Origin of the sequence: Schleiferia thermophila (assembly GCF_003337435.1) — a bacterium.
Taxonomy (GTDB): Bacteria; Bacteroidota; Bacteroidia; order Flavobacteriales; family Schleiferiaceae; genus Schleiferia; species Schleiferia thermophila.
The window spans coordinates 1,090,149-1,107,694 of sequence record NZ_QPJS01000001.1 but is presented as its reverse complement, the minus strand read 5'-3'; the positions used below and the strand labels follow the sequence as shown (position 1 = coordinate 1,107,694).

16 protein-coding genes are annotated in these 17,546 nt (G+C 41.3%); 9 read left to right on the top strand and 7 right to left on the bottom strand.

The window, feature by feature from the left end:
- Window positions 1-564 precede the first annotated feature (564 nt).
- Genes asnB through DES35_RS04700 form a run of 9 tightly spaced genes read left to right on the top strand, consistent with a single transcriptional unit; the run spans window position 565 to window position 11,312 of the window.
- Entirely contained in the window at window positions 565-2,442 is a 1,878-nt protein-coding gene (gene asnB, locus DES35_RS04740; protein WP_114365943.1) for an asparagine synthase (glutamine-hydrolyzing), read from the top strand.
- The gene (locus DES35_RS04735) at window positions 2,442-3,563 is read left to right on the top strand and encodes a glycosyltransferase family 4 protein (RefSeq protein WP_170125700.1); all 1,122 of its coding nucleotides are present in this window, start codon (window positions 2,442-2,444) and stop codon (window positions 3,561-3,563) included. Before asnB ends, DES35_RS04735 begins: the two co-directional genes overlap by 1 nt.
- Before the next feature lie 11 nt (window positions 3,564-3,574).
- Window positions 3,575-4,576: a sugar-transfer associated ATP-grasp domain-containing protein gene (locus tag DES35_RS04730; protein ID WP_114365941.1), complete on the top strand. Its 1,002-nt coding sequence runs from the start codon at window positions 3,575-3,577 to the stop codon at window positions 4,574-4,576.
- The gene (locus DES35_RS04725; protein WP_114366026.1) at window positions 4,569-5,174 is read left to right on the top strand and encodes a sugar transferase; all 606 of its coding nucleotides are present in this window, start codon (window positions 4,569-4,571) and stop codon (window positions 5,172-5,174) included. The genes DES35_RS04730 and DES35_RS04725 overlap by 8 nt, the downstream gene beginning before the upstream one ends.
- A 1-nt stretch (window position 5,175) precedes the next feature.
- Window positions 5,176-5,808, top strand: a complete 633-nt coding sequence (locus tag DES35_RS04720) for a NeuD/PglB/VioB family sugar acetyltransferase (protein ID WP_114365940.1) — start codon at window positions 5,176-5,178, stop codon at window positions 5,806-5,808.
- A gap of 12 nt (window positions 5,809-5,820) precedes the next feature.
- Complete coding sequence (locus DES35_RS04715) at window positions 5,821-6,963, top strand: DegT/DnrJ/EryC1/StrS family aminotransferase (RefSeq protein ID WP_114365939.1); 1,143 nt, start codon at window positions 5,821-5,823, stop codon at window positions 6,961-6,963.
- A 5-nt stretch (window positions 6,964-6,968) separates the two neighbouring features.
- On the top strand, window positions 6,969-7,973 hold the full coding sequence (locus tag DES35_RS04710) for a Gfo/Idh/MocA family protein (protein ID WP_211306534.1): 1,005 nt from the start codon (window positions 6,969-6,971) through the stop codon (window positions 7,971-7,973).
- Window positions 7,974-8,024: 51 nt separating this feature from the next.
- Window positions 8,025-8,843 (top strand): polysaccharide biosynthesis/export family protein, encoded by an 819-nt coding sequence (locus DES35_RS04705; protein WP_114365938.1) that lies wholly within the window; start codon window positions 8,025-8,027, stop codon window positions 8,841-8,843.
- Window positions 8,844-8,879: 36 nt separating this feature from the next.
- The gene (locus DES35_RS04700) at window positions 8,880-11,312 is read left to right on the top strand and encodes a GumC family protein (protein WP_170125699.1); all 2,433 of its coding nucleotides are present in this window, start codon (window positions 8,880-8,882) and stop codon (window positions 11,310-11,312) included.
- A gap of 66 nt (window positions 11,313-11,378) precedes the next feature.
- Here DES35_RS04700 and DES35_RS04695 read toward each other — a convergent pair whose 3' ends face one another.
- The 7 genes from DES35_RS04695 to def form a co-directional block, all read right to left on the bottom strand.
- Window positions 11,379-12,368, bottom strand: a complete 990-nt coding sequence (locus DES35_RS04695; protein ID WP_114365936.1) for an aspartate-semialdehyde dehydrogenase — start codon at window positions 12,366-12,368, stop codon at window positions 11,379-11,381.
- Window positions 12,369-12,881: 513 nt separating this feature from the next.
- Window positions 12,882-14,315, bottom strand: coding sequence for a 23S rRNA (uracil(1939)-C(5))-methyltransferase RlmD (gene rlmD / locus DES35_RS04690; RefSeq protein WP_114366024.1), 1,434 nt, complete (start codon window positions 14,313-14,315; stop codon window positions 12,882-12,884).
- Window positions 14,316-14,344: 29 nt separating this feature from the next.
- Complete coding sequence (locus tag DES35_RS04685) at window positions 14,345-15,076, bottom strand: hypothetical protein (protein WP_114365935.1); 732 nt, start codon at window positions 15,074-15,076, stop codon at window positions 14,345-14,347.
- The gene (mazG, locus tag DES35_RS04680) at window positions 15,073-15,852 is read right to left on the bottom strand and encodes a nucleoside triphosphate pyrophosphohydrolase (protein WP_114365934.1); all 780 of its coding nucleotides are present in this window, start codon (window positions 15,850-15,852) and stop codon (window positions 15,073-15,075) included. Before mazG ends, DES35_RS04685 begins: the two co-directional genes overlap by 4 nt.
- Window positions 15,849-16,313 carry a DUF5606 family protein gene (locus tag DES35_RS04675; protein ID WP_037356698.1) on the bottom strand — a complete coding sequence of 155 codons (465 nt, stop codon included), beginning with the start codon at window positions 16,311-16,313 and terminating at the stop codon, window positions 15,849-15,851. The genes mazG and DES35_RS04675 overlap by 4 nt, the downstream gene beginning before the upstream one ends.
- Window positions 16,314-16,317: 4 nt before the next feature.
- A complete protein-coding gene (locus DES35_RS04670) occupies window positions 16,318-16,905 on the bottom strand; it encodes a tetratricopeptide repeat protein (RefSeq protein WP_114365933.1) in 588 nt (195 codons plus the stop codon).
- Entirely contained in the window at window positions 16,902-17,483 is a 582-nt protein-coding gene (gene def / locus DES35_RS04665; RefSeq protein ID WP_114365932.1) for a peptide deformylase, read from the bottom strand. Before def ends, DES35_RS04670 begins: the two co-directional genes overlap by 4 nt.
- Window positions 17,484-17,546 lie beyond the last annotated feature (63 nt).

The following is a 17,546-nucleotide window of genomic DNA, read 5'->3' as shown; positions in this document are numbered from 1 at the left end:
TATAAATTTATTTTTTTATCTTGTTTTATGAAAACTAAATTTTGGTATGTTCTTTGGATAGACAATAAAGCAATATTAATTATTTCACTTTACTATTAAATACAAACTTTACACATTAAAGGCAAATCTTTTCTTGTAGATGCATACTAAAGAATCGAGTTTTAAAAAACATAAATTAAATCTGGTAATTGTAAAAAATATGTTTGAAGTTCTCTTACATTTGTAATTTAATTAATTAGATTTTTAAAACTAAAATTAAAGCATAACTTTTTGATCATATTTACGCTTTAAGTATTCAATAATTTTACACAAATTTTTTTTGAATAAATGTTTCTAAAGTAAATTTACTGTATTCTTTAAAAGGTAATCCAATCTGTTTTTATTCTAAAATAACTTCATTTGATAGAATCGTTATTTAGACGAAAAAAATACTTCTAAAATTTTTAATTGAAATTCAATTTATCAACAAATAGTTATAACTTACATCTCATATTAAAATTATTTTCTCTATACAAGGAATAGTGGAAAAAATTAAATTTATTTATTCAATTTGATTTTCACAATATGTGCGGAATTTTCGGATTTATTTCTAACTCTATAAGTGAATCGGATCTACTATACTCCACTAATTTTTTAAAAAAGAGAGGACCTGATGCAGGTGGCATTTACTATGACCCTCCTGTGGGTTTAGGTCACCGGAGATTATCAGTAATCGATTTAAATCAAGGCAGCCAGCCAATGTTTTCAGAAGACCAATCGATTGTTGTTGTTTTCAACGGGGAAATTTATAATTTTAAAAAATTAAAAACTGAATTAGGCAAAACTGGAGTAGAATTTCTAACTCAGAGTGATACAGAAGTCATTATAAAATGCTATCAAGCTTTTGGTTGGAAGGTATGTTTGGAAAAATTAGAGGGAATGTTTTCGATCGCTCTTTTGGATAAGAATTTGGAAAAACTCTTTATCGCAAGAGATCGATATGGGGAGAAACCATTATATTATACCAGAGGTTCTTTTGGATTTATGTTTTCATCAGAGCTCAAAGCATTAAATAGTTTTTTTTATAAAAAAAAAATTTCTCTTAAGGGACTAAATCTCTATTTTAGCTTAACTTATATACCGGCTCCTTATACCATTTATGAAGATGTGTATAAGCTGTGTCCGGGACATTATATTGTGGTGGATTATAATGGAAATTATGAAATACAGAAATATTATGATCTAAAAAAAATTGTACATGGTGGTGTTAATAAATTAATTACTGATTACGATAATGCAAAAAAAACATTAAGTAAACTTTTATTTGAATCAGTTGAGGAACGAATGGTATCAGATGTGCCAATCGGATCTTTTTTAAGCGGAGGTATAGATTCCAGTATTGTTTCGGCCATTATGGCTAAAATTTCTTCAGAGCCTGTTAAAACTTTTTCAATTGGTTTTAAAGAGAAAGCGTATGATGAAAGTGAAAGGGCTGCTTTAGTGGCAAAACATATACAATCAGATCATACCTTGCATGTGTTGGGTCATGAGGAATTACTAGCCGTAGTGGATGAAGTCCTGGCTTATTTTGATGAACCTTTCGGCGATTCTTCTGCTATTCCGTCGTTTATTGTCTCAAAGAAAGCAAGGGAGAAAGTGACCGTAGTATTGACTGGCGATGGTGCAGATGAATTGTTTGGAGGATATGAAAAATATTTAGGACTTTATTATGCTACTCGATGGAAAAAAATTCCGACTGTTATTCAAAATTTTATTAAAAATGTAATTAGCTTAATTCCTCATACTAACCTTACAAATCATGAACTAAGGAAAGCAAAAAAATTAATTAATTCTGCTTCCTTAGCTTCAATTCAGCGCTACATTCAACTATCATCTCTGGGATTTTCGGACAGAGAAAAACAGGAATTGATGATGGTTGATTATTACCAGTCATCTGATAGTGATATAGGTATTTATTTCAGTGAAACATCATTTTTGAGCGAATTAGACAGCACTTTTTACAGCGATATAAATATGGTGTTGGAGGGTGATATGCTGACTAAAGTGGATCGTATGAGTATGTTCAATTCCTTGGAAGCAAGGGTTCCTTTTTTGGATTCGAAAATTGTTGATTTTTCTTTCCGTTTACCAATACATTTTAAAATTCAGGGTAAAGAAAAGAAAAAGATACTCAAAGACACCTTTGCAGACCTTTTACCACCGGAAACTTTGACTTTTAGTAAAAAGGGTTTTGGGCTTCCTCTTAGAATATGGTTTAAAAATGAATTGAAGAGCGAATTATTAGAATTACTTGACTATGATTTTGTAGAATTCCAAGGAATTTTTAGAGCTAATTATATTCAAAAATTAATAGATGAGCATATGAGAAATCATGAAAATCATAGTGTGAAACTTTGGGTTTTATTTGTTTTCCAGAAATGGTATCAAAAGCAAAGATTTTGATGGGAAAAAAGCTTATTTTGGGGGTTACTTTGGGAGGAAGTTCAAGATTATTAGACGGACAGGCGAGTTATTTTAGAAAATTAGGATACGATGTGTATTTAATTTCTGAAGATCATTATAAGGAGAGGATTTTTTGTGAGAAAGAAGGGATCAAGCATTTACCGGTTGATATTGTGGCTGATATTAACCCTCTTAAGGATCTAAAGACATTATTTCAGATCATAAAACATTTTAGAACGATCAAACCAGATATCGTAAACTTAGGAACTCCCAAAATGGCATTATTGGGCCTTATAGCGGCAAGACTTTTAGGAATTAAAAAACGCATTTACACTTGCAGGGGATTAAGATTTGAAACAGAGAAAGGAATCCTCAGAAAAATTTTGATTATTATTGAGCGTATAACTGTAAATATGGCATATAAAGTAGTTTATGTCAGTCCTTCATTATTGACAGCCGCAGGCAATTACAAAGTTTTGGACAATGTAAAATCTATTGTTCTTACAAGTAGCAATGGAGTTAATATTGAAGCTTTTGATAAACTCAAGATAAATCAGGATGAGGTAAACCAGTTAAAAATAAAATACGGTCTAAAAGATTGTTTGGTTATTGGTTTTGTAGGCAGAATTACCAGAGATAAAGGAGTTTATGAGTTGGTAAATGTTTTTGAAGATTTATATAAAAAATACCATAATTTGAAACTGATTATGATGGGTCATATTAAATGCGATAAAATTTTCGAACATAGATTCCGATCTCATCCTGGGATTATTCACATACCCTTCCAGGACAATGTTCCCTTGCACATGTCACTTTTTGACATATTTGTATTGCCTTCATGGAGGGAGGGTTTTCCGAATGTGCCTATTCAGGCAGCCGCCCTTGGTCTACCGGTTGTGGTTAGCGATGCTACAGGTTGCATTGACTCAGTAAATAAGGATATTAATGGTTTGGTATTCAAAACTAGAGATAAAAAATCTCTTTATAATGCTCTTGGTCTTTATATTGAAAATAAAGAATTGAGAATAAAACATGGACAGGAAGGTATAAAATGGGCACAAGGTTTTTCTCAAATTTCAATTTGGAATAAAATACATCATGTTTATTTATCTTGCTATTAAAATGAGTGAGTATGAAAAAAATTTTTTATTTAATTTATTACTTGAAACATCTGGATAAAAAAAAATTTAACAAATTTTTGAACTATACAGAAAAATTAACCGGAAGACCTAGATTTTTTCTCTTAAGGGATGTATTAGGCTCGGTTTTTCGGTATAATATTTCTTTACTTGAATATTTTCAATTTCGTTTTTATTATCTAATTGATCAAGAGAGGAAAAAATGGGCAGGCACCGGGTATATGTATGAGTACCAGCTACGAATGAACCCAAAATCTGAACGTCAAATTCTTGACGACAAAACGCTTTTTTACAAGAGCTATAATGAGTTTTTTTTACACAAGGTGGCAGATTTAAAAACCCTTAAAAGTAATCAGAAATTATGTCAAGAACTATTGGCTAATTCATCTGGAAAAATAGTTTTTAAGTTTGCTAAAGGTAAATGTGGTAAGGGTGTATTGATCAGGCCAGCCGATGACTTTACAATAGAATCATTGATTCATTTTATGGAAAATGAGGGCTATGATTTGGCCGAAGAATTTTTAATTCAGCATTCAGATTTACAAAAATTATCTCCCTCTGCAGTCAATACAATCCGAATCTTTACTCAACTCAATGAAAAAAATGAAGTGGAAGTGTTAGGTTGTCGTCTGAGAATTTCTATAAATTCACATGTGGACAATTTAGCTGCTGGGAATATTGCGGCCCCTATTGATGAAAGTACAGGAGTAGTAACTGGTCCAGGAGTATATAGTGACATAACAAAACCAGATGAATATTATCATCCAAACACTGGAGTATCTATCATTGGCTTTCAGATACCATTTTGGAAAGAAACTGTAGAATTGGCTAAGAAAGCTGCTTTAAAACACCCTCAAAACAGATCTATTGGATGGGACATTGTGATTACTCAAAATGGACCAGGGCTTATTGAAGGCAATCATGACTGGTGCAAACTATTATGGCAATTGCCAGTCAAAAAAGGGATGAAAGAAATCCTTGAAAAATATGTATAGAAAATGGATAAAAAGAACATTAGATGTTTTAATTTCAATTGTAGCTTTAATTTTCACCTTTCCGATTTTGCTGATAGTAGCTGTTCTTTTAAGTATTCAGAACAAAGGTCAAATTTTTTACTATCAACTTAGACCTGGATTAAATCAAAAGCCCTTTAAGATTATCAAGTTCAAAACAATGAATGATCAGTGCGATGAAAACGGTAACTTATTACCTGACGTACAACGAATAACCAAAATTGGCAGGATTATAAGAAATTTATCCATTGATGAACTTCCACAGTTGATCAATGTGCTCAAAGGCGATATGAGTATTGTAGGTCCCAGGCCTTTATTGTTTAAATATATACCTCTTTACAATAAAGAACAACTACGCAGGCATGAGGTGAAACCAGGCATTACAGGTTGGGCTCAGGTAAACGGACGCAATTCCATTTCCTGGACAAGAAAGTTTGAATTAGATATAGAATATGTAGATCATGTTTCATTTTTATTTGACATGAAAATTCTCTTTCTCACTATAAAGAAAGTATTGTTGCGAGAGGGGATTAATCAATCAAAAGAGCGTCCTATGCAACCTTTTAGCGGAAACAATTAGTATGAAAGAAAAAATTTTTATAATTGGCGCTGGAAGCGTCGGAGGACACATTGCATCTAATTTAAAGTTGTACGGAATTGATCGGTTTCAAATAAAATTTTTAGATGATGATGTTAAAAAAATAGGAAGTACCTTTATGGGTTATCCCATAGTTGATAAAATTGAATTTTTACTCACTTTGGATGAGCCTGCCTTTGTTGTAATGGGTGTAGCATTTCCAAATATTAAAAAATCAATATTTGATAGGATATCATTGAGTTCAAATTTTGAATACATGACCCTTATCGCAAAAAATGCCTGGATTTCAGAGGATGTTGAAATTGGAAAAGGTTGTATAGTTTATCCAGGTTGTATGGTAAACTACGGCGCGACATTGAAAAATTTTGTAATTTTAAACATGAACTGTGCTATTGGACATCATGCAGAGATAGGAAATTTCAGTAGTTTAGCGCCTGGTGTATGTATTGGTGGACATACAAAAATAGGAGATTGTGTGGATATGGGTATAGGAAGTTGTACGCTTCAAAATATAATCATTGGGGATAACTCTGTAGTAGGTGGTCAAGCAATGATAACTCGTTCGATTCCAGATAATTCAAAGGTTGTTGGTGTACCAGCAAAAATTTTACAATAATTTTTTATAAGCTTGAAATCCAAAATTTATCTTTCCTCACCTCACTTAGGCGATAAGGAACTGGAATACGTCCACGAAGCATTTCGCAGCAACTGGGTAGCTCCTCTCGGTCCGAATGTAGACGGATTTGAGCACGATCTGGCCGAATATACAGGAGTCAGATACGCAGCGGCCTTGAGTAGTGGCACAGCAGCCATACATCTGGCATTGGTCATGCTGGGAGTAGGGAGGGGAGATGTGGTCATATGTCAGAGTTTTACTTTTTCAGGTACGGCAAATCCCATTGCGTACGTAGGTGCTCATCCGGTTTTTATCGATTCAGAGTCGGAAACCTGGAACATGTGTCCTGACCATCTGCAGGAAGCCATCACCGATTTAGAAAAAAAGGGCAATAGACCAAAAGCGATCATTCCCGTGCATCTGTATGGCATGCCTGCCAAAATGGATCGAATCTTAGAAATTGCAAGGCAATTTGAAATACCTGTCATAGAAGATGCCGCTGAGGCATTAGGCTCATCTATTCAGGGTAGAAAATGTGGCTCTTTTGGTGATATTGGAATCTTATCTTTTAACGGTAATAAAATCATCACTACCAGTGGTGGAGGTGCATTGCTTTCCGACAATAAGGATTTTGTGGTGAAAGCCAGATTTCTGGCTACCCAAGCCAGAGAACCAGCACCTCATTACGAACATAAAGAGATCGGCTACAACTATCGCATGAGCAATGTGGTGGCGGGAATAGGGCGTGGTCAAATGCAGGTACTGGAAGACCGAATTTGGCAGAGGAGAAAAAATTTTGAACGGTACAAGGAAATCTTTTCAGAAATAAACAATCGAGGATATTGCATCAAATGGCTTGACGAACCGGAGGGTTTTTTTTCCAATCGCTGGCTGACGACGGTGATTTTAGATCCAATGAAAAATAACGGCATCAACCGGGAAAAATTGAGGTTGGCCTTTGAAAGTGAAATGATTGAAAGTCGTCCTTTGTGGAAGCCTATGCATTTGCAGCCGGTTTTCGCTAAAGAATTATATTATGGTGAAAAAATCTCAGAGCAATTATTTGTGCAAGGATTATGTTTGCCCTCGGGTTCCAATCTCACCGATGATGATTGGAAACGCATTGAAGATGTAATCTACAAAGTTTTTGCATAGAGAAATTGAAAACTGGAAAAAAATTTGGTCTAATAGGTGCAGCTGGCTACGTGGCTCCCCGGCATATGAAGGCCATCAAAGATACCCTCAATGAATTAATTGTAGCCTACGATCCATGCGATGTAGTCGGAATATTAGACAGTTATTTTCCTGACGCAGCTTTTTTTACTGAGTTTGAGCGTTTTGATCGCCATGTAGAGTTGATTAAAAGAAGAAGTCAACCGATTGATTTTCTTTCTGTATGCTCGCCTAACTATTTACATGATAGTCATATACGATTTGGATTAAGGATAGGGGCTGATGTAATTTGTGAAAAGCCACTGGTGTTAAACCCATGGAATGTAGAGGCCTTGATGGAAGCAGAGCGGGAATATGGTCGCAGGATTTATACCGTTTTACAGCTTAGAGTACATCCCTCTGTAATGGCTTTAAAGGAAATGGTCGATAACCATAAGTCTGATCAGTTGTACGATGTAGATCTTACCTACATTACTTCAAGGGGCAAATGGTATTATGCATCCTGGAAAGGTGACGAAAGCAAATCAGGAGGTATCGTTACAAATATCGGCATTCATTTTTTTGATATGCTGGTGTGGATCTTTGGCAAGCCGGTGCATCAAACCGTTCATATATATACCCATGACAGAGCTGCCGGATTTCTCGAGCTGGAGAAAGCCCGGGTCCGTTGGTTTCTCAGCATCAACAGCGAATGCCTTCCTGAGCAGGTTCGAACTGCCGGCGGGCGAACGTACAGAAGTTTAAAAATCAACGGCGAAGAATTTGAGTTCAGCGATGGCTTTGCCGATCTGCACACTGCCATGTACCGCGATGTATTGAAGGGAAACGGATACGGTCCGAAAGACGCCTATTGGGGAATTGAGCTGGCCTATCAGATAAGAAACAGCAAACCGACCGGACCGAAAGGGGAGTATCATCCGCTGGCATCTCTGCCGCTAAGTCCACATCCTTTTTTACGAAACGCCCCGATTAAAAATCAAAATTTGCTTTGAAGGTCCGGTTAGCATGGAAAATACATATAACAACTGAATTTTATTAAATCAATGAAAAAATTTAGCATCCCTTTTCTAATTTCTTTAATGGCTTTATCTTGTGTCTCAAGGCGCCAACTTACCTACTTCCAGGACAAGGGAGCATCTTTAGAAGTCGATTCAGCGGAATTTCATTCCCGATTGATCATCAAATACCGTATACAACCTGGTGATATAATTAAAGTCGAGGTGATTTCGACAAATGAAGATGTGAACCGCGTATTTAATGCTGCCACTGCTCAGCAGGTACCCATTGGAGGATTTGCTGGTGGATCGGGCGGTGGGCTCGATCCGATTTTTTATCTGCAGGGATTTTTTGTCGACCAGCTGGGTTATTTAACCCTCCCCGTTGTTGGTAAAATTCACATTGCTGGGCTTTCCATTGTAGAGGTAAAAGAAGCTATAGAAAGAGAGCTACTTCGGTATTTTGAAGCAGGGACAGTAACTGTACGTTCAGTAATACCCGGAATCAACATAAAGGTAATCGGTGATGTAAGACGCCCCGGAAGGTATGTTTTCTTCAGAAATTACGTAACTGTGATGGATGCCCTTGCAGAGGCTGGAGATATTGATTTTGTCGGAAACCGAACAGAAGTAGAGATTATTCGGATGACTCCCAAGGGGTATGTGTTTAAAACCCTTGATCTGACCGATAGATCTGCGCTGGCCAGTCCGGATATTTTTTTAGAACCGAACGATATCATCAACGTAAAACCGCTACCGGCCAAAAGCTGGGGTATCGGTACCACAGGCTTTCAGACATTTACCGGAGTATTAAGCGTGGTGAGTACGCTGCTTACATTAATCATTGTTTCCAGAAATTTAAGATAAACGTTAACCATGCAGTTGCAAAGAGATAGTAATTCTATGTACAACAGATCGGAAGAGGAGTCTTTGGATATCCGAAATTTCTTGTACAGAATTTTAGAGTATTGGAAATTGGTGATTGCCGGAGTTTTAATAGGACTTATCGGAGCATGGCTCTACATACGATACAGTGTTCCTACTTACAAAGGGAAGACCATTATTTTATTGGCCGATGGCGAAAAATCTGCCCCGGCCATGGACATGTTGTTGCTGTCCATGGGGTATTACAATCCTCGGCTGAAATTTGAAAACGAGGTGCTGATATTGAAAAGTGTGAATCTGGCAGAACGAGTGTTAAAAAAGGTGCCTTTTGAAGTGAGTCTAATAGGAGAAGGAAGAGTCCGCAATGTCGAACTGTATGGAACAGAGAAGCCTTTTGAGATAGAATACGATCCGGCGCATCCTCAGTGGCTGGGTGAGTATGAAGTGACCATCCTGTCACAGAATGAATTCAGAATTCGCATTCGGGATGCAAAGTCTGCAGCAAGTTATCTGTACGAGTCTGATTCCGCGCTGAGCTGTTCCTCCATAAAAGAATTAGAACAAATTGTATCGTTTAATGAATGGATAGAGAGTGAATGTTATAAATTTCGGCTGATACCTTTAAAAAAATTAACGGAGAAAGCCAATTTCACTTTTAAATTTCAAAACCGAAAAGGCTTGGCCAATGCGTATGCTCAGCAGGTTAAAATAGAACCTGCAGCCAAGAGCTCATCAGGTATTAACATTGAATTAACAGGTTCTTCTACAGAAAAAATCAGGGATTACCTCAATGCGTTTGTTCAGTCCTACATCGAATTCGGACTGGAACTTAAGAAGTCTGCCAGTAGGGCTACTCTGGATTTTATCAATGAGCAACTTAAGGGAATAGAAGACAGCTTGATAGTGGCTGAAAACATTTTGCAGACTTACAGATCGTCCAATCTGGTCATTGATATACAGTCAGAGGCTGGTGAACTGCTTTCTAGACTTACCGAGATCGATCGTGAATCCTCTCAAAATCAGTTAAAGCTCGAGTACATCAAATATCTGGAAAATCAACTCAATCAAAGAGATCTTAAATCAGAACTGGTGCAGCCCACCGTAAGTGGAATTAGCGACCCGGTGATCATCAACCTGGTTACTAAACTCAACGATCTCATTAGTCAAAGAGCGCGGTATGGAAGTCTGACGGCTGATAACCCGGTCATTAAAGAGCTCACTCTTCAAATTGCCCAGATTCAACAAAATATCAGGGACAATATTTCAGGACTGAGAAATGTACTCCAGATGGAACAAAACACTCTGAAGAGGAAGATGCAACAACTGGAGCAACAGCTCAGTAAAGTGCCTAAGTCGGAACAGGACCTGTTGAGAATAAAGAGAAAATTTGAACTCAACCAAACACTCTTTACCTATCTGATGCAGAAGAGAGCAGAAGTAGGTATTAGTGCTGCAAGTACACAGACAGATGTACGCATCGTGGAAAGAGCTTTGGTGGATAATATTCCAATAAGTCCCAAACCCGGTTTGACCTACGCTGTGGGACTGATGTTGGGTTTTATTATTCCGGTTGGATTTGTATTAACTGTCGTGTATTTTAACAACAAGGTGTACTCCATTGCGGAGATTGAAAAGGGAACATCGGTTCCTATTGTAGGGATTGTTGGGCACAGCAAAAGAGATTCTAATTTGGTAGTTTTAGACTATCCAAAATCCATCATAGCTGAAAATTTCCGGGGCATTAGGGCCAATCTGGAATTTTTTAAATCCACCAATAACGGAGTGCTTAAAGTGATCGCTGTAACTTCGAGTATCCCCGGTGAAGGCAAAACGTTTGTAAGTATAAATTTGGGTAGTGTTCTTGCCATGGCTGGTAAGAAAACAATATTGATTGGTGCAGACCTCAGAAAGCCGAAAATCTTCAAGGACTTTGACCTTTTGAACGAAAAAGGTCTTAGTACGTATTTGTCTGGACAGGATTCGGCAGATGAAATTATTCAACACACGGTATATGAAAATCTGGATGTCATTTCAGGTGGACCCATACCTCCTAATCCCTCCGAACTTATCATCAGGCATGAATTTGAGGTGTTGATCAACCAGCTGAAGCAACAATATGAATACATCATCATCGATACAGTTCCGGTGCTTTTAGTTTCTGATTCGATTGAAATAGCAAGGTTATCGGATTTGATGATTTATGTGATTCGGGCTGGTTTTTCTCCAAAGGAGGTTCTCAGGTCCATAAATGAGAAATATCAATCGGGTATTTTTAAAAACCTTGGCATATGTGTCAACGATTTTAATGCAAAAAAAGGTGGCTATGGCTACGGCTATGGCTATGGCTATGGGTACGGCTATGGATATGGCTATGGCTATGGATATGGCTATGGCTACACAGATGAAGAGGAGGGTGAAGATGTGAATGTAGGCAAGAAGAAAAAAAAGTAATTCTGATCCAAATGCATGAAAAAAAGCCCCGCAATGGGGCTTTTTTGTTTTGTGCTGGTCAAAAGGCTACATCAGGAATTTTTTTACCAACAGTTCTGCAATCTGTATAGCGTTGGTAGCTGCGCCTTTTCGCAGATTGTCGGCTACAATCCAAAGGTTTAGGGTATTATCGAGAGTGAAGTCACGTCTTATTCTTCCTACAAAAACATCATCTTTACCTTTAGATAACAGTGGCATGGGATATTCGAATTTCGAAGGGTTGTCCAGTAGCCTTACGCCCGGTGCGGAGGAGAGGATGTCTTTTACCTCGTCGAGGTCAAAGGCGTGTTTGAAGGTGGCATTTACGGATTCGCTATGGCCGCCAATGACAGGTATCCGAACGGCTGTAGCGGTAACTTTTATTTCTGGATCGCTGAGGATTTTTACGGTCTCATGGGTGAGCTTCATTTCTTCTTTGGTGTAGCCATTGTCGAGGAAAACATCGCACTGTGGGATGCAATTCAGGTCAATGGGGTGTGGATAAATTTTTTCGGTTGATTCTCCCTTTCGCTCAGCCATAAGTTGTGCCACGGCTCTGGCTCCGGTGCCAGTGACAGATTGGTAGGTACTTATGACTACTCTTCGGACTTTGTAGCGTTGATGAAGTGGTCCTAGTACCATGACCATTTGGATGGTAGAACAGTTGGGATTGGCAATGATGTAATCGGTGCTCTGGAGCAGGTGGCCATTGACTTCGGGCACGATGAGCTTTTTGTCGGGGTCCATTCGCCAGGCTGATGAATTGTCGACCACACGGCATCCATAGGCTGTAAATCTTGGGGCCCATTGAAGGCTTACACTTCCTCCGGCGGAAAAAATGGCTATGTCAGGCTTTCGTTCGACAGCTTCCTGCAGGGAGACTACCGGTATTTGTTGACCTTTGAATGTAATTTTCTTTCCGATGCTTTTTTCTGAGGCTGCAGGAATTAACTCTGTTACCGGGAAATTTCTTTCTTCCAGTACTTTAAGCATTTCGGAGCCCACCAAACCTGTAGCTCCAACCAAGGCGACTTTCATTGTTGATATTGGGATTTAATTGTCTGTTATTTGAGTTGGCAAAAAAGAAATAAAATACTGAAAATCAATTTATAACAAAGCTTTAAATTTTAGGATTGCAGGGATGTATCGGGTTTCTACGAAGCCACATCGTTTATTTAAATACTTTGTGAGGGTCTGAATAGAGTTGTATGATTTTGTATGCCAATTCACTGAGTTCATTTACAATTCTTTAGTTGTAAGCGGCAGGATACAGATGTGCGCAAGTATTGACTTTAGGAGAAAATTACCTTGATTTGGGAACGCGAGGTGTTATCTGTCCATTGTGGTTTTCGCGCCAGGGCGGAGGCGGATATGAGCTGTAGCGGGCGGGCAGTGTGGTCCAAGGGTGAGGAGGCGGAGCGGAAGCAAGCCACCGCAGCCCTATGGACCACGCCCGATCCGCAAAGGGAATAGTAGCCGTAGACCGGCCCCCGGTCTCCCCTCAAGGAGGCCGGGGGAGGCGCCCAAACTACAAATATTATTCATGTGGAATTAGTCTTGTCTGTGCAAGAGGGCTACGCTCTCTACATGATGTGTGTGTGGAAACATATCGACTGCTCCGTAGCGTATGATGCTGTATCGGCTGCTGAGCATGGCCAGGTCGCGGGCCTGGGTGGCGCTGTTGCAACTGATGTAAACGATTGCGGGCGGGGCCAGGCGCAATAGAGTATTGACTACATCGGGGTGCATGCCATCGCGGGGAGGGTCGACTATTATGGCGTCGGGATTGCCATGGGTGGCAATAAATACAGGTGTGAAAGTTTGTTTTATGTCGCCGGCAATAAAGGTGGTATTGGTGATTTGATTGAGAAGGGCATTGGTGTGTGCGTCGGCTATGGCATCGGGTACGAGTTCTACGCCTATGACTTTGCGCACATACCGAGCCATGTAGAGGGCGATGGTACCGGTGCCGGTGTAGAGGTCGTAGACGAGCTCGGTGCCTGTGGGTCGAAGATAGTCGAGGGCCCTACGATATAGCTGTGTGGCCTGGTGGGAGTTGGTCTGGTAAAAACTCTTTGGGCTGATGCGAAAAATGAGGGGCTGATGCCGGGCGTTGTAGGCTGGCATTTGTTCTTCGATGTATCCGGGACCGTGATAACAGACCAGGTCGAGGTCGTAGAGGGCATCGTTGCCTTTGGTATTGATGGCGTAGAGTAGGGTAGTGAGCTGAGGAAAGGTCTGCAGCAGGCTGTCAAGGAGTCGATGTATGGCGGATGTATCGTTGTGACCAAATTGCAGGATGACCATGTATTGGCCGGTGGTGGTGTAGCGGAGGGTAAGGGTGCGCAGCAGGCCTGTTTGTTCTTTGGGATGCCAGAAGCTTAGGTGGTGATCGATGGCGTAGTGAAACAGGTAATTGCGGATTTGGTTGGTGAAGGAGTCGTGCAGGTGGCAGTGTTCAATATGTAGTACTCTGTCCCATCGGCCGGGTATGTGGAAGCCAAGCGCCCGGCGGTCGAGCGACCGGCCTTCGGTGATTTGCTGTTCGGTGAGCCATCGCATGGAGCTGAAGGAATATTCGACTTTGTTTCGATAGCCGAATGTGCTGCTGGATGCGAGTATGGGGTCGGGTTCCGGGAGTGAGAGTTTGCCGAGGTGGAGGAGGTTGTTGGTGACTTCCTGCTGTTTCCATTGTAATTGGGCCTGGTAGTGCATATGCTGCCATTTGCAGCCTCCGCATAGGCCGAAATGAGTGCAAGGGGGGGAAGTACGGTGTGGTGAGGGGGTATGAAGGTGGACGATGCGGGCTTCGAGGTAGTTTTTTTTGGATTGCACGACTTCTGCGTCTATGATATCTCCTGGTACTGCGTATGGAATGAAAACCACCTGGCCTTGAGAGGTGCGGGCTATGGCTTTGCCCTGGGCTCCGGCAGCTGACACTTCAAGATGCGGGATCAGGTCGCCTTTTTTGAATTTTTTGGTCATCGGGTGCTGGTATGGCATGTGGCGCCCTTTCAGAGGGGAGTGAATTTGAGAACAATCTCTTCGATTTCCTTCCAGTCATTGGGACTGGGTTTTCCAAGTGGGAAGTGGTATATGAAGGGTTCTTCGTATTGTATGTGTCTGAACCGGGCTGTGAGTGGATGGCTATCGGTGACTACGGCGGTGAGTTTATTGTCGCCTTTCAGAAAGAGAAGCATACGGATTCGGTCGCCTTTGAGGGAGCGGTTGTGGTCGCGGACGATGTATACGGTACCTTGGGGAAGGATGTGTTTTTCGGGTTTGAATGCGGCAATCCAATCGGTCAGGGCTGCTTGGATGTTTCCTTTTCGGTTGATGATTTTTTCGATTTCAGTTTCGGGTTTGGTGGTTTCGTCCACTTTGGTTTTGAAGAGATAGCCTTCAATGATGACGCGGTACTTGTCTTTGTGGCGGCCGGTTGCTTCAATTATTTCTGGTACATCCCATTGTTGTGGCATGATGCCGACTTCTTTTCCGCCGATGAATACGGATGCTCCTTGAGCGATGCGGTGGCCGCTCATTTCGGCCTTTCGAATCATGACTTCGATGCTGACCGGATACCAGTTGTCTGTCATAGGGCCTGTGTACACTTCGGTGCCTTCGGGTATGATGAAGAGCACACGGACACCGGGTTTGGTATATAGCTCAGCATTTTTCTTTACTTTCTGAGCCTGACTCAGCTCAATGCTAAAGAGTGCAATAGCGATGAGAGCTATGTGTTTCATTGTTCCGTATTTTTTGCCTGGTCCCAGTACTTATCCATTTCGGCCAGGGTGAGGTTGTGCAGGTTATTGCCGGCAGCTTGAACGGCCTTTTCCATGTAGGTGAAGCGGTGAATAAATTTTTTGTTGGTCTTTTCGAGGGCGTTTTCGGGGTTTATGTTGAGGAATCGGGCATAGTTGATCAGGCTGAACAGCAGGTCACCGAATTCGTTTTCCATTTTTTCGTGATTGCCGGAGTGGACTTCGGATTGAAATTCTTCTAGTTCCTCCTGTACTTTCGTCCAGACCTGCTCGGCATTATCCCAGTCAAAGCCTGCTCCACGTGCTTTTTCCTGTATGCGTTGGGCTTTCACCATAGCGGGGAGGCTTTTGGGGACACCTTCGAGTACGGAGCGGTTGCCTTCTTTGAGTTTGAGTTTTTCCCAATTGGCTTTTACTTCTTCTTCGCCACTGACTTTAACATCGCCATAGATGTGAGGATGTCGGGCTATGAGCTTGTCGCAGATGGTGTTGAGTACATCGGCTATGTCGAAATGCCCGGATTCGGAAGCAATCCGGGCGTAGAAGACCATGTGAAGCATCAGATCGCCGATCTCCTTTTTGATGTCATCCATATTGTGTTCCAGGATGGCGTCTGCGAGTTCGTAGGTCTCTTCTATGGTGAGATGGCGGAGGCTTTCCATGGTTTGTTTGCGGTCCCATGGGCATTGTTCCCTCAGCTCGTCCATGATGGTGAGCAGGCGGTCGAAGGCTTTGAGTTTATCTTCTCTGGAGTTCACGCTTGAGTATCGGCATTGGTGTTTTCTTCCGGTTGCTTGTCGGGGGCACTTTCCTGCTGAGCTGTTGCAGGCTCTGGATGTTCATCGACCAGTCCTTTTTCCAGTAAGATGTTGTACCATTGGAAGAGCTTTTTGATGTCGCTGAAGTAGACTCTTTCGCGGTCGTATTCGGGAAAGAAGTGTTCGAGTTCTGCCCTGAGTGTTGCTTCGTATTCTTTGTGAGAGGGGGCTTGTTTTCCCTGGTAATGCTTATACATCATGGCCAGGATTTCGCGAAGAGGTTTGTCGTCGCTGTAGGTAAACATTGAAATGTCGTTCAGGCTGGAAGCGTTCTGGTTGGCACTGACAGGCATTTTTTTGCCATCGGCCAGGCTTTCGACCAGGATGCCTGTTCGGGTGGTAGCAATCAGTTTGTAAAGACCGGGCTTTCCGGTGATGGCGATGATTTTCTTCAAATCCATAGGTTCACTCTGTTTGCACTTGTATTTGATTGGTTTTGTTTTTTGGGTCGTTGAGCCATTTTTCAATCAGTTCAATATCGTTGGAGGGGTCCTCGTCCGTGATTTTTAACAGGGTAGCTGCTTGTGCGGCCAAAGGATGTCCCGGATACTGTTCTATCAATTGTTCCCACATTTTAATGGCCTGCTGTGGCTGACGCAGGTTGTTATCGTAAATCATGCCGGAGAGAAACAATGCCTGTGCTGCATGATTCTGCCCTGCAAACCTGGTGTATACCAGCTGCAGCTGTCTGAGTGCATTCACTTCCATATCGGGAAAGAGCAGAAACAGGTTGGCCGCTTTGATCATCAATTGAGCCGAAAGTGTGTCGTACGGCAGAGCTTCGGTGTACAGGCTGATTTTTTCAATTAGTCTGGCAGCTAAGGCCGTATCCGCATTGGGCATTGTGGCCAGCAATTGGTTTTCGGTCTGTCGTATATCTTCCAACAGGTCCGAAAGCTCCAGGCCTGTATCGCCCTCCTGTGGGCTTCTGCCACCGCATTGCCAGTGAACAGCCAGAAGCAGAAACAACGCAGCGCGATACAATTTTTTCATCGGTTGTAAAAACGGATTTTGTAATTGCACTGAACTTTTCCTTTCAGGATGTTGTCGAGTTTTCCCTTGATCAGACGTTTTTTCAGCGGGGAGAGCCGGTCGGTAAACAAGATGCCTTCGATGTGGTCGTATTCGTGTTGGATGATTCGGGCTCTGATGCCATTGAATGTCTCGCGGTGTTCGCGAAAATGTTCATCCAGGTAGCGGATGGTGATGCTTTCATGGCGGAGCACATCCTCCCGCACTTCAGGGATGGACAGACATCCCTCGTTGAACATCCACTTTTCGCCAAATTCCTCTTCGATTTCAGCGTTGATAAATACTTTTTTAAAGGTCGAAATGCCCTCTTCATTCCGAAAATCGGAATCTTCGGCAAATGGAGTTGCGTCCACCAGAAAAAGCCTGATGTTGAGCCCGATTTGTGGGGCTGCCAATCCTACACCGTTGGCCTGATACATAGTTTCCCACATATTGGCGATTAGCGTATCGAGGTCTTTGTAGTCCGGGCCAACTGGCACACTCCGGCGCTTGAGCACCGGATCTCCATAAGCTACTATTGGCAAGATGGTAGTTGTCATTATCACTTAGAAAGCGCGCAAACCTACAAACTTTACACCAAATTACACGTGCCACCTAAGCCT